The 19,368-nt window shown below is 69.7% G+C and carries 22 protein-coding genes and 2 pseudogenes; 10 read left to right on the top strand and 14 right to left on the bottom strand.

The annotated features are described in order from the left end of the window. Positions 1-163: 163 nt before the first annotated feature. Positions 164-337 carry a CsbD family protein gene (locus ACH5A8_RS32830; RefSeq protein WP_399007658.1) on the bottom strand — a complete coding sequence of 58 codons (174 nt, stop codon included), beginning with the start codon at positions 335-337 and terminating at the stop codon, positions 164-166. 140 nt (positions 338-477) lie between these two features. Between ACH5A8_RS32830 and ACH5A8_RS32835 the strand changes: the two genes are divergently transcribed. Both ACH5A8_RS32835 and ACH5A8_RS32840 read left to right on the top strand, forming a co-directional pair. Beyond that, complete coding sequence (locus tag ACH5A8_RS32835) at positions 478-648, top strand: hypothetical protein (protein WP_027758556.1); 171 nt, start codon at positions 478-480, stop codon at positions 646-648. Positions 649-1,075: 427 nt separating this feature from the next. Beyond that, positions 1,076-1,474: a VOC family protein gene (locus ACH5A8_RS32840; RefSeq protein ID WP_399007659.1), complete on the top strand. Its 399-nt coding sequence runs from the start codon at positions 1,076-1,078 to the stop codon at positions 1,472-1,474. A 465-nt stretch (positions 1,475-1,939) separates the two neighbouring features. On the opposite strand, the gene ACH5A8_RS32845 is transcribed toward ACH5A8_RS32840, so the two are convergent. Both ACH5A8_RS32845 and sigJ read right to left on the bottom strand, forming a co-directional pair. Then, on the bottom strand, positions 1,940-2,218 hold the full coding sequence (locus ACH5A8_RS32845) for a helix-turn-helix domain-containing protein (protein ID WP_399007660.1): 279 nt from the start codon (positions 2,216-2,218) through the stop codon (positions 1,940-1,942). A 59-nt stretch (positions 2,219-2,277) separates the two neighbouring features. Continuing rightward, on the bottom strand, positions 2,278-3,225 hold the full coding sequence (gene sigJ / locus ACH5A8_RS32850; protein ID WP_399007661.1) for an RNA polymerase sigma factor SigJ: 948 nt from the start codon (positions 3,223-3,225) through the stop codon (positions 2,278-2,280). A gap of 169 nt (positions 3,226-3,394) precedes the next feature. Between sigJ and ACH5A8_RS32855 the strand changes: the two genes are divergently transcribed. Then, entirely contained in the window at positions 3,395-4,087 is a 693-nt protein-coding gene (locus tag ACH5A8_RS32855) for an NAD(P)-dependent oxidoreductase (RefSeq protein WP_399007662.1), read from the top strand. Between the two features lie 238 nt (positions 4,088-4,325). Here ACH5A8_RS32855 and ACH5A8_RS32860 read toward each other — a convergent pair. Beyond that, a pseudogene (locus ACH5A8_RS32860) lies at positions 4,326-4,514 on the bottom strand (transposase family protein); the annotation flags it as partial. Positions 4,515-4,620: 106 nt separating this feature from the next. Here ACH5A8_RS32860 and ACH5A8_RS32865 point away from each other — a divergent pair. Further along, complete coding sequence (locus tag ACH5A8_RS32865; protein WP_399007700.1) at positions 4,621-5,352, top strand: hypothetical protein; 732 nt, start codon at positions 4,621-4,623, stop codon at positions 5,350-5,352. Here the strand turns inward: ACH5A8_RS32865 and ACH5A8_RS32870 are convergent. Beyond that, positions 5,312-5,657 (bottom strand): annotated as a pseudogene (locus tag ACH5A8_RS32870) (transposase family protein); the annotation flags it as partial. The gene ACH5A8_RS32865 and the pseudogene ACH5A8_RS32870 overlap by 41 nt on opposite strands. Positions 5,658-5,795: 138 nt before the next feature. On the opposite strand from ACH5A8_RS32870, the gene ACH5A8_RS32875 reads away from it, so the two are divergent. The 3 genes from ACH5A8_RS32875 to ACH5A8_RS32885 all read left to right on the top strand — a co-directional run bounded on the left by ACH5A8_RS32875 (position 5,796) and on the right by ACH5A8_RS32885 (position 8,086). Next, the gene (locus ACH5A8_RS32875; RefSeq protein ID WP_399007663.1) at positions 5,796-6,407 is read left to right on the top strand and encodes a hypothetical protein; all 612 of its coding nucleotides are present in this window, start codon (positions 5,796-5,798) and stop codon (positions 6,405-6,407) included. 477 nt (positions 6,408-6,884) lie between these two features. Beyond that, positions 6,885-7,397, top strand: a complete 513-nt coding sequence (locus tag ACH5A8_RS32880) for a GNAT family N-acetyltransferase (RefSeq protein ID WP_399007664.1) — start codon at positions 6,885-6,887, stop codon at positions 7,395-7,397. Positions 7,398-7,615: 218 nt separating this feature from the next. Then, entirely contained in the window at positions 7,616-8,086 is a 471-nt protein-coding gene (locus tag ACH5A8_RS32885; protein ID WP_399007665.1) for a hypothetical protein, read from the top strand. 163 nt (positions 8,087-8,249) lie between these two features. Here the strand turns inward: ACH5A8_RS32885 and ACH5A8_RS32890 are convergent, their stop codons facing one another. Continuing rightward, the gene (locus tag ACH5A8_RS32890) at positions 8,250-8,825 is read right to left on the bottom strand and encodes a TetR/AcrR family transcriptional regulator (protein ID WP_399007666.1); all 576 of its coding nucleotides are present in this window, start codon (positions 8,823-8,825) and stop codon (positions 8,250-8,252) included. Positions 8,826-8,895: 70 nt separating this feature from the next. Between ACH5A8_RS32890 and ACH5A8_RS32895 the strand changes: the two genes are divergently transcribed. The 3 genes from ACH5A8_RS32895 to ACH5A8_RS32905 all read left to right on the top strand — a co-directional run bounded on the left by ACH5A8_RS32895 (position 8,896) and on the right by ACH5A8_RS32905 (position 11,836). Continuing rightward, positions 8,896-10,104 (top strand): saccharopine dehydrogenase family protein, encoded by a 1,209-nt coding sequence (locus tag ACH5A8_RS32895; RefSeq protein ID WP_399007667.1) that lies wholly within the window; start codon positions 8,896-8,898, stop codon positions 10,102-10,104. Next, on the top strand, positions 10,091-10,846 hold the full coding sequence (locus ACH5A8_RS32900; protein ID WP_399007668.1) for an alpha/beta fold hydrolase: 756 nt from the start codon (positions 10,091-10,093) through the stop codon (positions 10,844-10,846). Before ACH5A8_RS32895 ends, ACH5A8_RS32900 begins: the two co-directional genes overlap by 14 nt. A 69-nt stretch (positions 10,847-10,915) precedes the next feature. Next, positions 10,916-11,836, top strand: a complete 921-nt coding sequence (locus tag ACH5A8_RS32905; protein ID WP_399007669.1) for an NAD-dependent epimerase/dehydratase family protein — start codon at positions 10,916-10,918, stop codon at positions 11,834-11,836. Here ACH5A8_RS32905 and ACH5A8_RS32910 read toward each other — a convergent pair. From ACH5A8_RS32910 to ACH5A8_RS32945, 8 genes are all read right to left on the bottom strand, one after another. Further along, entirely contained in the window at positions 11,800-12,174 is a 375-nt protein-coding gene (locus ACH5A8_RS32910) for a helix-turn-helix domain-containing protein (protein ID WP_399007670.1), read from the bottom strand. The genes ACH5A8_RS32905 and ACH5A8_RS32910 overlap by 37 nt on opposite strands. Next, positions 12,147-12,725: a hypothetical protein gene (locus ACH5A8_RS32915; RefSeq protein ID WP_399007671.1), complete on the bottom strand. Its 579-nt coding sequence runs from the start codon at positions 12,723-12,725 to the stop codon at positions 12,147-12,149. The genes ACH5A8_RS32910 and ACH5A8_RS32915 overlap by 28 nt, the downstream gene beginning before the upstream one ends. Before the next feature lie 87 nt (positions 12,726-12,812). After that, positions 12,813-13,787: an alpha/beta hydrolase gene (locus ACH5A8_RS32920; protein ID WP_399007672.1), complete on the bottom strand. Its 975-nt coding sequence runs from the start codon at positions 13,785-13,787 to the stop codon at positions 12,813-12,815. 1,331 nt (positions 13,788-15,118) lie between these two features. Further along, positions 15,119-15,400: a hypothetical protein gene (locus ACH5A8_RS32925; RefSeq protein ID WP_399007673.1), complete on the bottom strand. Its 282-nt coding sequence runs from the start codon at positions 15,398-15,400 to the stop codon at positions 15,119-15,121. Positions 15,401-15,633: 233 nt separating this feature from the next. Beyond that, positions 15,634-15,813 carry a hypothetical protein gene (locus tag ACH5A8_RS32930; protein WP_399007674.1) on the bottom strand — a complete coding sequence of 60 codons (180 nt, stop codon included), beginning with the start codon at positions 15,811-15,813 and terminating at the stop codon, positions 15,634-15,636. Beyond that, positions 15,810-17,012: a terpene synthase family protein gene (locus ACH5A8_RS32935; RefSeq protein ID WP_399007675.1), complete on the bottom strand. Its 1,203-nt coding sequence runs from the start codon at positions 17,010-17,012 to the stop codon at positions 15,810-15,812. The genes ACH5A8_RS32930 and ACH5A8_RS32935 overlap by 4 nt, the downstream gene beginning before the upstream one ends. Positions 17,013-17,234: 222 nt before the next feature. Then, positions 17,235-17,813, bottom strand: coding sequence for an SMI1/KNR4 family protein (locus ACH5A8_RS32940; protein WP_399007676.1), 579 nt, complete (start codon positions 17,811-17,813; stop codon positions 17,235-17,237). Positions 17,814-18,072: 259 nt separating this feature from the next. Further along, the gene (locus ACH5A8_RS32945) at positions 18,073-19,365 is read right to left on the bottom strand and encodes an erythromycin esterase family protein (protein ID WP_399007677.1); all 1,293 of its coding nucleotides are present in this window, start codon (positions 19,363-19,365) and stop codon (positions 18,073-18,075) included. Positions 19,366-19,368: the final 3 nt, after the last annotated feature.

Raw genomic sequence — 19,368 nt, forward strand, 5'->3', positions numbered from 1 at the left:
GCCGGCCGCCCCCCCCCCCGGGGCGCCCCCGGGGCCCATCCCCCCCCACCCCCCCCCCGGGGCACCCCCCCCCGGGGGCCCCCCGGGGGGGGGGGGGGCCCCCCCCCCCGCCGGGCGCACACCCACTCTCCTAGTGCGGGCCCCTGAATTGAGGGCTGGGGGGTCAGTGCTTGAAGACGTGTCTGGCCTTCTCCCTGGCTTCGCGGGCGTCGCCGGTGCTCTTGTCGGCTTGTCCTTCGGCGGTCATGCGGTCGTCGCCGAGGGCGCTGCCTGCGGCCTCCTTGGCCTTGCCCTTGGCCTGCTCGGTCTTCGCCTTGGCCTTCTCGCCGGCACTCATGAAAGACAGCCTCCTCGAAGTCTCCGCTCGCTGATGCGGTGACCGCTCTCGTGCCCCGGCTTTCCCGCCACAAAACAAAGGCGTCAGCGAGGAATGTGCACAGCAGTGCAGGGCAATCGGAGGTCAGGAGGTCGATAACCATGGTTCCCCTTTTGCTTGTCCTGCTTCTGGCGCTCATCCTTTTCGGCGCCGGCTTCGCCCTGAAGATCCTGTGGTGGGTGGCGCTGATCGTTCTGGTGGTGTGGCTGCTCGGTTTCGTGATGCGTTCCACCAACGCGGGCGGTGGTCGCGGCCGCTGGTATCGATGGTGACCTGACACCGCACACACATCCCCCCGGGTAGGGCCCGGCCGAGACAACGGCCGGGCCCTACCCGCTTGTCCGGCGGATTGCCGGGCGCTCGCGTCGGGCGGAGGGGTCCGGAAGGGAATTCGGGGTAGGTGTGGTGCCGTCGGGGGCGGGGCGGACATGCGCGCCAGGAACCCGCGCAACCTCCACGTCGCGTTCCCGCCCCCGGCCTCACCCGCTCGGCGACCGAGACGCCACTGTCCTGGAGGACGGCGATCTGACGCGAGCCGGACGACGCCGGCGACGCCTCTGCCCGGTCCCGGTTCCGCGTACACCGCCGGTCGGCCGGTCACGCACGGTTGGTGGAACACGGGCGGTCATACCGCTGCGGGAGCGCCCGGCGGCCGTGCAGGCCGCGGACTTCGCCGTGCCCCCTGTGAGACAGTGGATCATGCCTTTGAGCACGTATGAGCTCAGAACATCGATCGCCGTCTCCGACATCCAACGGGCCGTCGCCTTTTACGAGGGCAAACTCGGACTGCCGCTCGTCCAGACCGGCCCAAGCGCCCGGATCACCGGCGGGAGTCGTGTCTACGCCTCCGGTGGAGGGCCCGCGCTGAACGTCTACCAGTCCACGACTGCCGGAACGACCGAGGCGACTCTGGCCGTCTGGTACGTCGACGACCTCGACCGGATCGTCGATGAACTCACCGGCGCCGGCGTCGAGTTCGTCCGCTACGACCAGTTCGAGCATGACGCCAGGGGTATCACGCCGCGGGCCGGTGGCGGACGGATCGCGTGGTTTCAGGACCCGGACGGCAACACCTTCGCCCTCGAAGCAGACGTTTGAGCTTCAGAGAGCGGAGCGCAAGTCTTTGGTTGGTTTGCCGTTGGCGGGGTGTGTGCGCAGGTCAGGGCCGGGTGCGTGGCGTCCTCCAGCGCCACCAACTGCGTCGGCGCCGCCGGTGTCACAAAGGTTCCCAGCCGTGCAGTTGTGGCCGCGTTCGAGGCCCCAGTCCGGGCCTGGCGCAGTGGGCGGGCGGTGATGCCGCGCTGCCGCTCCTGCTCGCGCCGCTCGCGTGCCGCGATCTCCTGCTGGACCCGGGCGAGGCTGTAGCGGAGCCATGTGTCCAGGGTGCGGAGGCGGGGCAGGTCGGGCAGCAAATCGGTCACGTGTTCGATATTGGGGCTAGGTTGCTGGCGAGCATCGTGAGGGGGTCGAGTGATGAGGAGTCGGTCGTGCCGGATGACCTGCGCGTCCTCACCGTCCTCGGCATCAACCCCACGCCCTGGAGGCGGTGCCGGATGGCCCCCGTCACGCCGCTCCGGGTACCGGGCCCACACGCGAGGCCAGAGCCTCACGACCGCCCGCCCGCCACAACTGATGCCACTGGTAAGCCGATTTCAGGCTCATCCGCAGACGCCGTGCGCCCTCTCGTGGCTTGATCTTCTGCTCGAACAGCTCGGCCGCCTGCATCCGTACCGTCTCCCGGCGCCGGCGCCCCGCAGCTGCCAGCCCGCCCCCATCCGCATACCTCACAGCACGAGATACAGCCACCCCTCCAAGCCCTTCAGCGACTTCGCGAAGATTCACCCCGCCGGGCCGAAGTCAGTAGATGGCTCGGGCGGCGTCACGAGTCCCGGACACTGCCGTCAGCCCCTTGCTCGAGGGCCGTCCGGCTCGAGGGCCGAGAGCTTGTCGGGGTTGGTGACGAGGTAGACGTCGCGGACCTGCTCACCGTCCGGGGCGAGGTCGAGAACCATCACCGCGCGCGGGGAGCCGTCCGCGAACACGACCACGGCCGCGTCCCCGTTGACGTCCCGGTGCTGGATCTCCAGAGCCGCCGCCGAGCGCGCGGCGAAGCCGGTCACGGCCCGCGCCACCTTGTCCCGACCCTGGATCGGCCGCGGCGCTGCCTGTCCCTTGCCGCCGCCGTCCGTCCACAAAGCGGCCCGCGAGGCCAGGATCTCCAGCAGTGCCCCGAGATCCCCACCGAGTGCCGCGGCCACGAACCGTTCCACCGCCTGCCGCCGGACCCGTGGGTGCACCCGGTAGCGGGGGCGACGGGCGCGGACGTGGGCACGGGCGCGGTGCGCGAGTTGGCGTACGGCCGCGGGACTGCGGCCGAGGATGTCCGCGGTCTCGGTGTGGGCGTAGCCGAACACGTCGTGCAGCACGAACACCGCCCGCTCCAGCGGCGTCAGGGTCTCCAGGACGACCAGCATGGCGAGAGACACCGACTCCGCGCGAAGCACATGCTCGGCGGCATCCTCACCGGTGCCCTCGGAGGGGGGACCGTCCGTGAGGAGGGGTTCGGGCAGCCACGGCCCGACATAGGTCTCGCGTTGCCGGGCGATCCGTGCCCGTCGGCCGAGCGCCTGCCGCACGGTGATCCGGACCAGGTAGGCACGCGGATGCTCGACGTGGGGCGCCTGCCCCGCCTTCTCGGCGTCCGTGCGCGCCGCCCAGGACAGCCAGGTTTCCTGGAGCACGTCCTCGGCATCACTGACGGTGCCCAGCATGCTGTACGCCACCGCGAACAGCAGCTCTCGATGGTCGAGAAAGACCTGGGTGGCGGCGGGCGTCCCATCGTCGGCCATGGCATCTCCTCACGACGTCTGGCCACCCGGAGAGGCCGGGACCGGGAAGTGTGACATCGCCGTCCCGGAGTGTGTCGTATGTCTCATGCTGCGCAGATCCTGTCACACCCGCCGCCGTAGGAACCCTCCGGGTTCGCGACAGCAGCAGGCTGAGCGAAGGGGAACATCCATGCGACTCGTCGTGTTCGGCGCGAACGGGCCTACCGGACGGCAGGTCATCAAGCAGGCGACCGCCGCAGGCCACACCGTCACCGCCGTGACCCGCCACCCCGAAGACTTCCCGTCCGGTCCGCCCCGGCTGAGGGTCGCAGAGGCCGACGTGCTGGACCCGGCAGCCGTGGCGGGCGTCATCGAGGGACACGACGCGGTGATCTCCGCACTCGGCGTCCCGTACGGCCGGGCCTCGGTCACCGTGTACTCGGCGGGCATCGGCCACATCACCCGGGCCATGACCCGGCACGGCCTCCGGCGGCTGGTGTGCGTCACCTCCACGGTCCTGTTCGACGTGTCGGCGCCCGGCGAGGGGGTGTTCTTCCAGAGGGTGCTTGAGCCGTTCTTCGTACGAGTCGTCGGGCGCACGGTCTACGACGACATGCGTCGCATGGAGGAGATCGTCCGGACGAGCGGCCACGACTGGACGGTGCTACGGCCCGCCGGTCTCTTCGACACCGACGGGGTCAGCGACTACCGGCTGGCGTCGGGCCGGCTGCCCGGACGGTTCACCTCCCGGGCCGACCTCGCGCACGCGCTGGTGCGCGAGGCCGTCACCGAGGGGCATGTACGCGCCTTCCTCGACGTGCGCACCACCCAGGGCACCCCGCGCATGCTCGACATCATCAAAAGGGAGGCGTTCGGCAGATAGACGCAGGCGCCGTCGGCAACGAAGCGCCGGTCACCGTGCTCTCCTCCCGGGAGCAGGGCGCGCACCTCGTCGGCGAGACCGAGGTGGCTCAACTGCTCGCGTCCAGGCTGACGTTCCGGACGGCCCGGATGTGAGGAACACAGTGGAAGGTGTGGGCCCCTTCGGCCGACAGAGCCGGGGCGGCCGTAGAGGAAGGGAGCCCGCGGGTGGGCGTCACTCACCGGTTCATTGAGCCTTTTCAGCGTTGCCTCTCCAGGGTGAGGACCGCGGCGGCGATGGCTGTCATGCGGTTCGGGCTGCAGCGGCTCCGGCGGAAGATCCGCCAGCACTTCAGGCGGGCGACGCCTCGTTCCACGGGAGCGCGGGTCTGGGTGTGCCCGGTTCAGCGTCCGTTCGTCGGCGTGAGTTCGCCGTTGGGCGGGCGGCGGTACAACAGCCTGGGCGGGGCCGGCTGGCACACCACCACCGGCTCCGACTACCGCGTCACCGAAGCGGCCTCGGACGCGGTCGTCGTCCGCGGCCCCAGCGGCACGATGGCCGTCTTCGCCCGCGACGGGTCCGGCTTCACCCCCGCCAAGGGCTACAAACAAGACCTGACCGAGGCCGACGACAAGAAGTCAGTCACCCTCACCACCCCGGCCGGCAACGTCGACAGCGCCACCGACTCCGCGGGGACCGTCACCTACGGCTACGACGACGCGAACGAGCTGACCTCCGTCACCGAACCCGGCGGCGCGAAGACCACGTTCGAGTACAACGACGACGGCAAGGACACCGACAAGATCTACAAGCGCACCGCCGACGGCGCCGCCACCGCCTACACCTACGACACCACAGGCCGCCTCACCAAGGCCGTCGAGACCAAGAACGGCACCACCACCGCCGGCTGGGCCTACTGCGACGACAAGGCCGGCAACCGCACCGGCGCCTCCACCGGCACCAGCCTTCCGGCCTGCACCAGCGCCCAGCACACCTCCACCTACAACGACGTCGGCGAACTCACCGCCTACGACTCGTCCACCGCCTTCACCTACGACGGCGCCGGCAACGAGACGTCCGCCGCGAGCCCCACCGGCGCCCGCACCGCAGAGAACTGGACACCCTTCACCCAGCTCGCCGCCTACACCCAGTCCGGCGCCACCACCAACCAGACCTACGCCGGCACCGACAACACCCAGCGCCTGACCCGCGACGCGACCACCTTCACCGACGCTGCGGTCGGCATCACCGGCCAGAGCGTGACGGGGACGGGGCGAGGCCGGTAACGCGGTTGGTCGAACAACGGATCTTGCGGAGGAGTCGCCAGGACTTGAGGGTGGCGACGGCCTGCTCGACCAGCTCGGATCGTCGCGTGGGACCGGTTGACGGCCTTCTGGCCTGAGGAAAGCGTCTCGCACCGGCCCCAGTACGGGACGCGGACCGTACTCGCGGCACCTCGGTAGCCCTTGTCGGCCCAGCAGGTGACGAAGGCCTCCGCGAAAGTGGCAATGATGCCGTGTTCACGGGCGGCCCGGACGTCGTGGACGGCTCCGGGCAGAGCCGGCGACGCCCACAGCAGCCGGCCGGATGGAGGGGCAGTACGACCGCCTCATGGCTCTGGACACCGCCCTCGGATTCCCCGGGCCGCTGGTGTACGACGGCCTCGACGTGACGTGGCCGCCCATCGACACCGCTCGCCGCGACGCCCCGGCCTGTCCGCGCTCACGTCGTGGTTCGCCTGGCACTGGCAGGAGGACACTGCAGGGGCCAACGTGTCCGGCGAGCCGCGGCCGCCGACGACAGCGGCCAGACCCCGGGATCGGCGGCGGCACTGCTGCTCACGGACACCCACCGCCTGCTCGGCTCCGCGCTGAGCACGAGGACGGTCGAGGTGCTGTGGCTGTCCGCCTCGGGCCGGGGCTACGACATCGACCAGGCCGGAGTCGACGCGAGGGATCGGCTACGGCTGATCAGGGACGTGTGCGAAGAGCGCCTGCGGGAGGTCGCCCACCGGTACCGCCATGACCCACCGCCTCCCCGGACCGATGTGCGAGACGTCGTGCTGCGGGAGATGCGGGAGGCGGCATCGCTCCTGACCGACGTGGAGATCAGCCCGCGCTGGAAGCCGGTTCCTGGTGCGAGCGCCCTGGCCGCAGTCGAGGAGGTCGTCACCGATGTGGACGCCGATCTCGGCTTCCGCCTGTTTCTGCGGTTGCTCCGTGTGGCCTCCCCATTCATCACTCACGAGCAGTACAACTGTTACCAGGCGCTCGGCAGACGCTTCGGCTACGGCGAGCACCACGTCGCGGAGACTCTGGAGCAGCTTGACATCACACTCTGAGCAGCTGACGACGTCACCCGAAGCAGAACTTGCCGCAGCGGCACTTCCCCCACCCCAGGCCCCGGCACACCGCCCCGCCCCCGGTCGGCGCCCTTACCGCCCGCGGCCCCTGCAGCAGATACGTCAGCACGAAGGGTGGAGTCCACCGGCCGGAGAGTGGACGACATCGCCGGGGACGATGCCGTGCGTCCACCCCGGCGCATTTCCCCTTGACCACGGTCCAGGTCAAGGGGAAACACGCCGCCCCCACCGGCCCGCTCCACCGCACCGACTCCACCCGATGCACACCACTGAGCCTGCCAACCTGAAGCCGCAGGTCAAAGGGCTGGTGTGCCCCGTGCTCAGGGAACTCGCCCCTGGTCGTGGGCGGCAGTCCGCGGAGAAGACCGTTCGTCCGGAGCCGCTCTCGTCAGAGGAGGAACGGACGGCGGGGCAAAGCAGTTCGTCCTGAGGTACCTGTGCCCTTACGGTGGCGCGATGGTGCACGTGCGGGAGATGGATGCGGCCGACATAGAGGCCGTCTCGACGATCAGAGTCCGAGGATGGCAGGCGGCGTACGGCGGCGTCGTCCCCCAGACATATCTGGACGCCATGACGGTGGAAGGTGATGCGAGGCAACGGCGGCAGCGGTTTTCTCAACCCGGACGCGAGCGAGATCTTGTGGCGCTCGGCGACCGTGGCCCGGTGGGGTGGATCTGCTTCGGCCCGTGCCGAAGCGAGGCGCCCGGTCTGGGACAGGTCGGTGAGGTCTACGCCCTGTACGTCTCGCCGGATCTGATCGGCCAGGGCATCGGCCGGATCCTCCTGGGTGAGGCTCATGCTCAGATGAAAAGCCAGGGCTTCGAGGCGTCAGCTTTGTGGGTTCTGCGTGACAACCAACGAGCCCAGCGCTTCTACGAACGGGCCGGATATCAGGCCGACGGTGCGGCTCAGGACGACGTCTACGACGGGATCACGCTCACGGAGGTCCGCTACCAGCGTGTGCTTTGAGCCGAGCAACGCTCGGCGCATGTGGGCCAGTTCGAGACAGGGAACGGTATGGGGCGCACGATCGGTGCACTGGCGTGGGCAGGTACTTCCGGTTCGGGGATCTGCAAGAGATGATCACGGGGTTCCGTGCACCCACCCGCTCCGGCTCGCGTTCAATGGGGGATCCCATGTACCGGCGCACCCGCCGTACCACCACGGCTCTGGCTGCCGTCGCTCTCATGGCAGCCGTGGCACCAGGCTGCTCCGGCTCGGCCGAGACGCCAAGGGCTTCCTCGTCGAAGAAGACGTCCGCCGGCGCTCCGGCCGCATCCCCAGCACAGAGGGTATCCCGGCCTGGCCATGAGCGGCTCGACAACAAGGCCCGCCGCCTGCTCGGCACCACCGGCCGTCTGAGTACGGACGGCGACGGCTTCATAGCGTCCGGGACGCTCGCGATCCCCGGAGAGAACCTGGACGAGACCATCGAGTCCGGCACCGCGCTGCGCGTGGAGGTGGCCTGCGCAGGAGAGGGCACGGTCACCTTCACGGCCGTATCCGGCACCGCCAAGGCCGTCAGGCGCCTCGACTGCGCGCAGCCAGTGACGAAGGGGTTCCGCCTCACCACGGCAGCGCCGCGCCTCGCGGTCCTGGCGGACTCCGCCACACCCGAAACGGTCGGCACCGCCTACGTGGTGCGCCACGCCGACTGAGGTTGGATCCCGTAACCCGGCCCGCCCGCCGGCGCGGGCATGGCAAAGTGCGCGCTGGAATCGGCATGGGCCCGGAAAGGGGCAGCCGCTATTCGGCCTCTCCGGTCGCCGTCCCATTCCTCGCGAGGAGTATGTGAGGCGTGCGACGGGCGGACGGTGCGCGTCAGGAGCCGACCGACGTGATCGCAAGGAAGGCGCTGCGCACCCGGTCGGCGACCTCCTCGCCCGACGCAGCCTGCAGCTTGCCGTCGAGGTACAGGCAGGCCAGTCCGTGGGCCAGCCCCCAGCCGGCCGAGGCCAGGGCCGAGGCGTCCGCGTCGGGGAAGACGTGATCGAGCGCGTCGGCCAGCAGTTCGTGCAGGGCGTCGGCGGCCTTGACCCGCTCGTCGTCGGCGTCGTCGCACGGCTTGCCGAACATCACGCGGAACAGAGCCGGGCGCCGCAGCGCAAAGGCAACATAGGCGACGGCGAACTCGGCCAGGTCCGGGAGGGAGGCGGGCAGGCCGCGCCCGCCGCCCAGGTCGGCCAGCAGCTCCCGGAAGCCCTCGACGGCCAGCGCGGACTCCAGGGCGTCGCGGTCCTTGAAGTGGCGATACGGCGCGGTCGGCGACACGCCGGCCCGGCGTGCGACGGCACGCAGCGAGAAGGGCTCGCCGCCCTCCAGCATCTCCATCGCGGTCGACAGCAGCGCCGCCCGCAGATCGCCGTGATGGTAGCCACTCTTCTCTGAAGTTGACACTGCTTACTTCGCCCTCCTATGCTGTGTGAGCACTGTAAACATATCGTACGTCCGGAGGGACCGAGGTCCGATGTCCCCACGCACGCATGCGCGCCCCTTCGACGTCGTGCTCCTCGGCTCCACCGGCTTCACTGGCGCTCTGGCCGCCGAGTACCTCGCTGCCCATTTCCCTCCCGGCGCCAGGCTCGCCCTGGCCGGACGCAACCAGGCCAAGCTGGAGGCCGTTCGCGACCGTCTCCTCCGGATCAACCAGCAGCTGGACGACATTGCGCTGCTCCACGCCGACTCCTCGGATGAGCGGTCCCTGGCCCGCGTCGCCGAGTCCACGCGGGTCGTGATCACCACGGTTGGCCCCTACCTGGAGTACGGCGAACCACTGGTCGCGGTCTGCGCTGCGGCCGGCACGGACTACGTCGACCTCACCGGCGAGCCCGAGTTCGTCGACCGGATGTACGTCGAGCACCACGCGACCGCCGAGCGGACCGGTGCTCGCATCGTCCACGCCTGCGGCTTCGACTCGATCCCGCACGACCTCGGTGTGCTCTTCACCGTCCAGCAGCTCCCGGCCGGGGTACCGGTGGCCCTTCGGGGAGTGGTCCGCACCAACGCCACCATCTCCGGCGGCACGCTGCACTCCGCTCTCGGCCAGCTGTCGCGACCGCGCGCGATGCTGCAGGCCGCGGCCGGACGCCGCCGTCTCGAGCCGCGACCGTGCGGACGCCAGGTCCGCACCCGCATCGGCCGCCCCCGCCGCGACCGCACGCTCGGGACCTGGCTGATCCCGCTGCCCACGATCGACCCCGACGTCGTACGCCGCTCCGCGCTCGCTCGCCCGGACTACGGGTCCGACTTCACCTACTCCCACTACGCCGGGACCCGCCGCGTCGCGACCGTCGCCTGCGCACTGGCCGGCTCCGCCGTAGCCCTGGCAGCCGTCCAGGTCCCGCTCCTGCGCCGCGCCATCGGCCGACGCATCCCCCAAGGCGAGGGCCCCTCGGCGGAGCGACGCGATCGCACCTGGTTCACCGTCGACATCATCGGCGAGGGCGGCGGCCAGACCGTACACACCCAGGTCAGAGGTGCAGACCCCGGCTACACCGAGACAGCCAGGATGCTGGCCGAGTCGGCCTTGTGCCTCGCCTTCGACGACAACCCACCCACCGCCGGCCAGGTCACCACCGCCACCGCGATGGGAGAGAACCTGCTGCGCCGGCTCGGCGACGCCGGCATTTCCTTCACCGTGATCACCTCGCAGACGGCGACCCATGCCGGACGTTGAGAAGGGCGGCACCAGCACGCCGATCGTTCTCATCTCACCGGCGATGGCCATCGGCTCCGGCTACCACCGGCCAGTGGTCGCCGAATTCGAGCGACACGGGTGGCAAGCCCGAGCGCTGCGCCGACGAGGGCTCGAGCGCGGCGAACCACGAGCGAGCCGACGCGAGGACTGGGCCTACCACGACGAGATCGACGACATCGCACAATCCGTCGCCGCCGCGCGGGCGGAGTCACCCGCGCGGCCAGTGCTCCTCCTCGGCCACAGCCTCGGGGGACAGCTCGTAGCCGAACACGAGCTCACCCGTCCGCCGACCGACGGGGTGAGCACGGTCGCCGGAGCGATCCCGCACCACCGGCACTACGCCTATGGAGGCCTCCACGTCGCCGCCATGGCGGTGCTGGTGGTCCCGGCGATGACAGCGGTGTTCGGCCCCCTCCCCAAGCGGGCGTTCGGCGGCCCCGGGGCGCGCACTTTGATGCGGGAATGGGCCCGCATGGTGCTCTCCGGCCGACCGCCGTACGCGGCCGACCAGCCGATCACCACACCAGCCCCCGTCATCAGCCTGGGCAACGACACGCTGTCGCCGCTCAAGGCCGTCGACGACCTCGCTCATCGCCTCTTCTCGCCCACCTCGGTGACACGCTGGCACCACACCGGCGACCAGGTGCCCCCAGGCTCGACCAACGACCACATCGGCTGGGTCCGCACCCCGGCCACGGTGGTCGACCGCATCGTCACGTAATGGCACGACGCCCCTCGCAGTTGAGCTGTCGTCGCCACCCGCACCATCCACCTCAAGGAGACCAGACCCATGCAGACCGTTCTCGGCGCCGGCGGACCGATCGCCGACGAGCTCGTGAACGAGCTCCACCACAACCACACCAAGGACATCCGCCTCGTCAGCCGCAAGCCGTCGAGGGTGAACGACACCGATGAGCTCGTGGCCGCAGACCTCACCGACTCCGACGCCACCAGCCGTGCCGTCGCGGGCAGCGACATCGCCTACCTCACCGTCGGCCTGCCCCTGGACTCGGAGCTGTGGGAGCGACAGTTCCCCGTCATGATGCGCAACGTCATCAACGCCTGCGCCGAACACGGCACAAAGCTCGCCTTCTTCGACAACACCTACATGTATCCCGGAACGCCGACGCCCCAGAACGAGTCGACCGCATTCGCACCGGGCGGACGCAAGGGGCGGGTCCGCGGAAAGATCGCCACCATGCTGCTCGAGGCCATGCGGGCCGGCCGGGTCGAAGCCCTGATCGGCCGGGCGCCCGAGTTCTACGGTCCGGGCCGGACGAAGAGCTACACGAACTCGCTGGTGTTCGACCGGATCAAGGCCGGCAAGCGACCGTTCGTCCCCGTCGACGCCCAAGCCAAGCGTTCCCTGATCTGGACCCCCGACGCGAGCCGAGCTCTCGCCCTTCTCGGCAACACGCCGGACGCCTACGGCCAGACGTGGCACCTGCCCGTCGACCCGGACCGCAAGTCCTACGCCCAGCTCATCGAGATCGCCGGCGAGGTCACCGGCCGAAAGATCGGCTACACGGTGCTGCCGATGCTCGCCTTCCGTCTCGGGCGCCGCTTCGTCAAGCCGCTCGACGAGATGTTCGAGCTGCTTGTCCGCTACCGCGACGACAACATCTTCGACGGCTCGAAGTTCGCGGCCCGCTTTCCTGAATTCCAGATCACCAGCTACCGGGAAGGCGTGGAGCGGATCCTCGTCGGCTGACTCGCCGACAGCGCCTCGGGTCGGCTGACTCGTGCCGCGATGCCGAACCGGCGCCGGTACTCCGACGGCGTGACGCCCGTGGGCCGCTGGAAGAGCCGACGGAAGTTCGACACGTCCAGGTAGCCGACGCCGCGGGAGATCTGGGCGACCGGCTCGTTGGTCAGCTCCAGCAGCTCACGTGCCTTCGCGATGCGCGCCGCCTGGATGTATTCCGTCGCAGTCAGGCCCGTAGCCTCCTTGAACCGTCGCTGGAAGGTGCGCGGGTGCATAGCCGCGGACTGCGCGAGGTGTTCGACGGAGTGGGGCTCGTTCAGGCAGGCGTGCAGCCGGGCCTGCACCTCACGGATGTCGCTGTCGCCGTGCTGGAGTCGGGGCGTGAACTCCTGGTAGAGGTGAGGCGTCCACCCGAACCTTCGGATGCCGGCGCCAGCCCCTCGGCGAACGCCCAGTGGGTCGTGGCGTCCCGGGAGTCGAGCAGGTGGGTCTCGGCGAGGACGAAGACGCCGGCGCACACGGCACACAGGATGGTGCCCTCGCACCGGAGTCCGACGAGCCAATCGGTGAGCTCGCCGACCGACGCCGTCAGCTCGGGTACGACGAGGCTCGGCGGGATGATGACATGGCTGAGCCGGTGCACGCGCTCAGGATGAGTGTCCGAGGTGCACACCATGACCGGCCCGTCGTCGGTCGCGGACACCGCCCAGGTGCCGACCCGGATCACGCTCGGAGGATCGGCCGACCCCACGGCGTACTCGCTGGCGACACGGAAGATGTCCCTGAGGCCATGGATCGCCGACACTTGGCAGTCGTTGTACTCCAGCAGGCCGACCTCACCGACGACCTGCGCTCCGGTCGAGCCGACGTGTGGACCTGTCGCGGTCGGGCTCATCGTGTCTCCTCGAAGTCCGTGGTCGGCGCAGCGATCGGGCGGCAGACCTTTCGAGTCTGCCGCCCATGTTCCTGTTCCTGGCTGTGGTCACTCCTGGTGGAGAGCCTCTCGCAGCGCGTCGACGGACAGCTTCCGTGCGACGTTGGTGGCCGGGGTGTCCCGCAGGCTGTCCAACAGCATGAAGTCGTGGACGGTCCCGCTGACGCGGACGGCCGTCACCTCGACGCCGGCCTCACGGAGCTTGTTGGCGTAGAGCTCGCCCCCGTCCCGAAGGACGTCGGCCTCCGCCGTGATGACGAGGGCGGGCGGCAGCCCCTTGAGGTCCTCGAGGGTGGCCCGCAGAGGCGAGGCGTACTTCTCCTCGCGCTTGGCCTCGTCGGTCGTGTACGCGTCCCAGAACCACTTCATCCCGTCGCGGGTGAGGTAGTAGTGCTCCGCGAACTGGTGGTAGGACTGCGTGTCGAAGTCCGGCCCGGTCACGGGGTAGAGCAGGATCTGCGCCTTGAGCGCGAGCCCGCCGCGGTCCTTGTTCATCTGCGCGAAGACTGCGGACATGCATCCGCCGACCGACTCGCCGGCGACGGCGACGCGGGAGGTGTCGAGGCCGTGGTCGGCGCCGTTCCTCTGCAGCCACTGGCCGACGGCGTAGTTCTGCTCGACCTGCGTGGGATAGCCCTTCTCGGGCGCCCAGTCGTAGACCGGGAAGACGCCGGCGGCACCGGCCCCGATGGCGAGTTCGCGGAAGAGGCGGTCGTGGGTCTTGTCGTCGCCGAAGACCCAGCCGGCGCCGTGGATGTAGAAGACCACGGGCAGCGGGCCCGTGGCACCCTTGGGCTTGATGATGCGGGTGCGGACGGTGCCCCACTCTCCGGCGTCGACGTCGACCCACTCCTCGTCGACGTCCGGGCGCTCGACGCCCTCGCCGTTCTGAAGGTCGCTGAGGATCTTGCGCCCTTCTTCGGGCGGAAGCTCGTAGATCCGCGGGTGTGGGTCGGTGGCGTCGGCAAGCTCCCTGGCCTCGGGCTCCAGGTACGGCGTGGTGGGGGCTGGAAGGTCAGTCATCGTTGGTCCTTACCTCGAATGCTGGTCGCTTGCCTCATCGACGCTATGGACGGTCCGCATCCAGGCCGAGTGCCGCGAACGACTCCCTTCGCGGTGATCGCGACACTCGTTCCGAGGTGCGGCTGACGAGCGGAAAATCGGGCGAGCAGAGAACGGGAGACCCCGGAGTGCGGCCCGACGGGGGCTCTCACCTCAGCAAGCTCCAGTCGCAGCGCGAAGCGGCTCCGCCCATGAGTGCTGCTCGTGAATGGACATGTCGCTCTTCCGGAGGAGGGCTCCTCTTCCGTACAGGGTCCGACTCGCCGGCGTTGATCGCATTCGGTGATACGGGTGGGAGCGGTGTGCCCGCATGCGCACGGAGCAGGTCCCGCAGAGTCGCCGCTGGGTCGTCTGGTAACCGCGGCCGTACAAGGTACTCGCGCATCCGCCAGTCGGCGGGTGCGTCCCAGCGTTCCTCATCGACCGCGGCGTCGCCCGGCCAGTCCATCCGGACGACCACGTTCTCCCAGTCGGTCAAATCCTCGGCGGCCCACTGCGGCGCTCGACCTCGGTGGGATCGGGCACCCCAAAGTGTTTCGTGTAAGAGGGGTGGTCGGCGAGGACGGCGGCGGCGTAGTTGAGTGGGATGCCGCCATGCTCGATGGCCCACCCCCATACGGCCAGGGCCTCGATGAGAGGGGGTGGACCGGATGGGCGGGGGTGGTACACGGTGTGCGCGTCTCCTCGGGTGTGGCCGATGGCTGGGGCCGGTGGCTGCCGGGGGCCTTCGCCGGCCCCCGGGCCCCCGCTTCCCCGGCACCGCCCGGCGCCGGCCTCGGGGATCAACGGAGCCGTGGTTATCGGCGAGAACGATCATGGCTCCGCCAACCACGACCTGTTCTACGGGAAGGACGGCGACCTGACCTGGTGAGCGAGGCGAGCACACGCAACTGAGCCAGCCCCGCCCCACCGGCTGGTGACCAGCGTCAACGCGACCTCCCATCCGGGCCCGGGCATCACCGTGACCGTCGAGGGTCTCTGTGGTCGCCGAGGCAGCCCTCACTGTCGCCTCCGAGAACGCCAAGGAGAACTGCCCGCTCAGTAGTGTCCTGCTCGGCACGACGATGATCCTGGCGGCCGAGCTGGCCTGGCCTTCGTACCCGGGTGCCCCGCCCCCCATTGGTAACGCGGCACCGCCACCCAGGACGCTGGGGCATCGGCGCGTCCCATGCTCAGCGGCAGCGTCGGACTTTGTGCCGTGGCCCAGCCCGCGAGGAGCCTTCACACTCGAAGACGCCCGCCCAGGGCCACCGTGAGCGGTTCAGTCGGTGGCTCTGGGCGGGCCGGGCCGTCTACGCCATGTCCCTGATGGTGAATGGGTCACCTGGCTCGTCCTCTGGAGTGCCGTAGAGCTCGATCGGCGCCGTCAGGCTGTAGATGTCGCTGCGCGGTGGGAACGTGGTGAGGACGTTCGATGTACGGACGCTGAGCGACCGGGGGACGATCACCTTCTCGCCGTCGACCTTCACCTCGTCCTCGAGCCCCTGTTCCGCTGCGATCGTCGTGAAGATCTCCGCGACCTCCTCGGCGCTCTGTCCGTCAGCGGGGATGACGTGTACCTCGTCGTCGCTCATGCGGCCTCCCAAAGATGTGCTCCCGCCCGACGTGGACGGCACACAGATGGTTTCGCGGCGCTGTACCGCCGACGCAGGCAGCCGCCGCACTTCACCTGAACGGGCCCTGCGCTCGGGTAGCTTCGGCACAGGGGCAGTAGCTTAGCGTAGTTATCGTGACTCACCGTGATGTCTACCGCCAAGCCCCCCACCTCCTGCGGCAGACGTTTCCGGATCACCGCATCGCTCCTCCGCTATTGGTATCGGCCGGAGTCGTGCAGCCAGCCCAGGTGCGTGCCGGGCATGTCGGCGATGATCCGTACGACTCGGTGAAGGTGGTCGCCGGCCGTGCGCGGCTGGCGGTGTACGGAGGCCAGGACGGCGTGTTCGGCGGCGTGGAGGTCGTGTAGACGGCGGGTGATCTGGGTCTTCATCTGGTCGATGGCGTCCAGTTCGGTGCAGGCGTGGGCGTGGCGCAGGACGGTGACGTAGTTGGTGGGTTCCCTGTTGGCCTGCCCCGTGCGAGGGAGTAGATGTCGTTGCACCAGGCGGTGATGTCGCTGGAGGCCGTGCACAATTCCTTCCAGGCGGGGCCTGCGGCCACGGTCTCGGGGATCTCGGTGCGGCAGGCGACCTCGACGAGGTCGTACATGAACATGCCGTTCGCATCCCGCCGCGGCCCCGGATACTCCTCCGGGGTGGGCAGCGTGCGCTGTCTCCGGTGGGTGATCTGGGTGAGGAACGCGTCGCGGTGGCGGTGGATGTGCCCACGGATGCGTCGTCGCCACGCTGGTGACATGCCCGCCATGGTGCGGGGCCACAGGTGGGTCAGCGCGGCCACTGCGGGCGAACCGGCCGCCCCGCCGGCCGGGACTGACTGGCCGTCGATGATGGCGGTGATCGCCGTGTAGGCGGCGTGGACGGTGTCGGGGCAGTGGCCCATCGCGCCTTCGTCCTGGGAGTCGTCGAGGTGGAACAGCCAGACCACCCACTGGGCGAAGAGCTCTACATCTGGGGTCTGCTCGTCGGGCAGGATCCGGGCGGCCACTTGGTGGAAGCCGGCACGGCGCAGCCGGGCCTGTCCCGTGGCGCCCGTGGCCAGGCCGACGTTGGTTGCCCAATGTGCCAGACGCTCGCCGATGGCCTCCATTTGGGGGTGGAACCGGTCGGGGACGCGGATGCCGAAGTCGTGCACGGCCACTTCACCGCGCGGTTGCCACTCGCGGCCCTCGGGGTCGGTGGCGGCCGGGACCAGGGCGCTCATCGCGAACACGGTGGTGAGATAGGAAGAGCCGAAGTACACCGGGAAGCGGCCCATCCGGTAGTAGGCGCTCGCGGGCCACAAGCCGTCCGGTCGCTGAGTCTGAGCCAGCCGGACACGGCGCTCGTGCTGGCCGGTCGTAACGTCCAGGTTGTCAGCGGCCAGAGTCCGCAACGCGATTTCCAGGACGCTGCCGCAGGCCGCTGAGGAGCCGCCGCTGGATTGCTCCAGGGCGCGGCGGGCCGGGGCGGTCAGCACCTGCACGGCGTCGGGGAAGCGGGCGCACAGGCGCGACAGGGCGTACAAGAACGCGTCCGGCGAGGGGTAAGTAACGGGTGCCGTGCAGGAAGCGGCCCGAGACCAGGTGCTCAAGAAGGAAACGGACCGTGGCGTCGACCACCCCCGCCCTTCCCCGCTCGCGCCCAGGCCTGCCAGACGGACGGTGTAGAGGGCGTTGGCGCACACGACCGCATCGTGCTTGCGCCCGCGCAGCAACGTCCCTGGCTCCACTTCTTGTGGACTGGTGGGTTACCGTCGAATCTGGGGGCGGTGGAGTGACGGAACGGCTGAATGATCATGAGGTGATGGCATCGCTCACGGGCGGTCCGGGTGTTCCTGAGCCGGTGGTATGACATCGAGCTGCCGCTCGGTGCGCTCCAACCACCTTCGGTACAAGTCCGCGAAGTCATGTCCGGACGGCTCGATCCCTCGGTCCGCCGGCCTCAGATCCCCCCAGATGGCACCCCGGTGCGGGCCCGTCATCACCAGCAGCGATGCATAGCCGCATCCCTGCTCGCTGAGGAACACGGCGCCTGCCTCCTGAGCGTCACTCAGCTCCTCGTAGCGCGCGTCCCAGGCCGCGTACGCGCGGCGGAACGCGTCGTCGGCCGCAAAGGCGTCCTCCTTGGGCTCCCGCGTCCCGAGCGAGTCGAGCTCGCTCTGAAGCGCCTCGGCCACGAAGGGCCGTCCGGCGAACTCGGCGGTTGTCGGTTGCGCGGGGAAGGCAAGCCCGATGCCGCGCCATTGCCACCCACCGTCACCCGCGACCGGCGTCATCAGACCGTAGTCGGGGCCAGCACCTCCGCCTCCCACGCAGAGCAGAAAACTCCGATACCGCACCGGCAGGCCGACACCCAAGTCCGCCTCCAGCGCTCGCAACTCTTCCTCCTCCATGACCGGACCGAGCCGAAAGCCATGGCCTCGCGCCCCGTCCGCCCAGGCCGCTGGGCTCGTCAACGTCGGCATGTACCTGACCGCCGCCGTCTGGGACGCGGCCCCGGAGGTCGGCTGGGGGATGTCGGGAATTCCTTTACGCTCGACGGCGACGGGCGCATCACCGAACTCACCATCACCCCAGATGTCCCGCGCGGGAGTGGGGCGTGGCCGTCCGACCGCGTCGACGAGCGGACGGGCGGCCGGCACCGCGTCGGTTTCAGAGGTTGTCGGCGACGGTGGAGGTCGGGGTGTGGAGGATGGCGTCGAACGCCTCGAGGATGGGGGTGTGGAGGTAGGCGCTTTGGATCCGGATGCGGTCGGGGCCCGTGGCAGGGTCGACGTTTCCCTGGTCCGCCTGCGGGCGTGCCTGGCTGAGGTCGGCGATGCTGAGCCCGAGTTCGGCGTCGGCGAATGCGGCTTCGATACTTCCCGGCTCGGCCGGCTCCAGCGCGGTGGCGTCGATGGTGAAGCCGAAGGGTGTGTTCTCGTCGCGGGCCATGTCTGCGGTATGTCCGGTGGTGCTCGCCATGCCGAGGGCGAAGTAGTCATCTCCGAGCGCGCGGTGCAGGTGCTGTCCCATGGGGAGTCCCGTGAGGTGGCCGTTGAAGGAGACCGGTGTCTTCTGGATGTGGGCGTTGTGAGCCGCCAGCACGACGCGGGTCCCGGGTCCGAAGCGGTCCAGGTGCCACAGGACCGACTCGGCCATGTAGACGTCGCGGGCCGAGGTGTCGGCGGTCAGTCCCTTGCCGGCGAAGAGGTCGGCCATGGCGCGGAAGGTGTAGTCGGCGTGGCAGGCGCCTTCGAGCCGGCGCACGGCGACGTCGTAGCTGTGCTGGTCGCTGCGGGAAACATACAGTGGTGCGACGGAGCGGAACCGGATGAGCAGGCGCGTCAGGGCCGCGCTGAGGGCGTCCTGTTCCGCGGTGGCCAGGCGTGCCCACGCGGGCGCGGCGGCGGCCGCGGAGCCACCGGCGAACGATTCGGCGATCCGCATTGCCTCCTGGATGATCGGCAGGGTTCCGGGGTCGATCCGGCGCAGGTATTCGGCGACCGGGGTCAGGGCGGGAAGCAAGGACCCACCGGCCGCCGGGATGTCGATCCCCGTGAAGCGCACCGGTGTCGAGGCGGTTCGGTTGTGCCCGCGTATCCAGCGCAGCGGCGCGTCGACTCCCACGGGGATCGTTCCGGCGAGGTGCGCCGACAGGTCGTCGTCCGTCCCCTCGCCCTGGGCCCATGCATCAAGGGGGAAACCCTCGCTGAAGCCGTACTCGAAGGCGAGGACGGTGAATCCGCAGCGCTCGGCCAGGAACCGCAGGATGCGCTCGCGCATGGACGCGAACTCGTTGATGAAGTGGGAACTCTCACCGATCGCGACGACACGTGCGTCGCCGATGATGGCGCGCAGCGGCTCCAGGTCGTCGAGTGGTGCCTCGGGGTCGAGGTGGTCGAGGGGGACGGCGTGGGTGCGAAGCCAGTCGGTGAACGGGTTGTGGTGGGGCGAAGCAGGCATGCT

This window comes from Streptomyces sp. NPDC018610 (assembly GCF_044391765.1).
Classification (GTDB): Bacteria; Actinomycetota; Actinomycetes; order Streptomycetales; family Streptomycetaceae; genus Streptomyces.

Bases quoted from the DNA above. Each gene is read 5' to 3' on its own strand.
- ACH5A8_RS32830 (WP_399007658.1), bottom strand. From the start codon at position 337: ATGAGTGCCGGCGAGAAGGCCAAGGCGAAGACCGAGCAGGCCAAGGGC.
- ACH5A8_RS32835 (WP_027758556.1), top strand. From the start codon at position 478: ATGGTTCCCCTTTTGCTTGTCCTGCTTCTGGCGCTCATCCTTTTCGGC.
- ACH5A8_RS32840 (WP_399007659.1), top strand. From the start codon at position 1,076: ATGCCTTTGAGCACGTATGAGCTCAGAACATCGATCGCCGTCTCCGAC.
- sigJ (WP_399007661.1), bottom strand. From the start codon at position 3,225: ATGGCCGACGATGGGACGCCCGCCGCCACCCAGGTCTTTCTCGACCAT.
- ACH5A8_RS32855 (WP_399007662.1), top strand. From the start codon at position 3,395: ATGCGACTCGTCGTGTTCGGCGCGAACGGGCCTACCGGACGGCAGGTC.
- ACH5A8_RS32865 (WP_399007700.1), top strand. From the start codon at position 4,621: ATGGCCGTCTTCGCCCGCGACGGGTCCGGCTTCACCCCCGCCAAGGGC.
- ACH5A8_RS32880 (WP_399007664.1), top strand. From the start codon at position 6,885: ATGGTGCACGTGCGGGAGATGGATGCGGCCGACATAGAGGCCGTCTCG.
- ACH5A8_RS32885 (WP_399007665.1), top strand. From the start codon at position 7,616: ATGGCAGCCGTGGCACCAGGCTGCTCCGGCTCGGCCGAGACGCCAAGG.
- ACH5A8_RS32895 (WP_399007667.1), top strand. From the start codon at position 8,896: ATGTCCCCACGCACGCATGCGCGCCCCTTCGACGTCGTGCTCCTCGGC.
- ACH5A8_RS32900 (WP_399007668.1), top strand. From the start codon at position 10,091: ATGCCGGACGTTGAGAAGGGCGGCACCAGCACGCCGATCGTTCTCATC.
- ACH5A8_RS32905 (WP_399007669.1), top strand. From the start codon at position 10,916: ATGCAGACCGTTCTCGGCGCCGGCGGACCGATCGCCGACGAGCTCGTG.
- ACH5A8_RS32915 (WP_399007671.1), bottom strand. From the start codon at position 12,725: ATGAGCCCGACCGCGACAGGTCCACACGTCGGCTCGACCGGAGCGCAG.
- ACH5A8_RS32920 (WP_399007672.1), bottom strand. From the start codon at position 13,787: ATGACTGACCTTCCAGCCCCCACCACGCCGTACCTGGAGCCCGAGGCC.
- ACH5A8_RS32925 (WP_399007673.1), bottom strand. From the start codon at position 15,400: ATGAGCGACGACGAGGTACACGTCATCCCCGCTGACGGACAGAGCGCC.
- ACH5A8_RS32930 (WP_399007674.1), bottom strand. From the start codon at position 15,813: ATGAAGACCCAGATCACCCGCCGTCTACACGACCTCCACGCCGCCGAA.
- ACH5A8_RS32940 (WP_399007676.1), bottom strand. From the start codon at position 17,813: ATGGAGGAGGAAGAGTTGCGAGCGCTGGAGGCGGACTTGGGTGTCGGC.
- ACH5A8_RS32945 (WP_399007677.1), bottom strand. From the start codon at position 19,365: ATGCCTGCTTCGCCCCACCACAACCCGTTCACCGACTGGCTTCGCACC.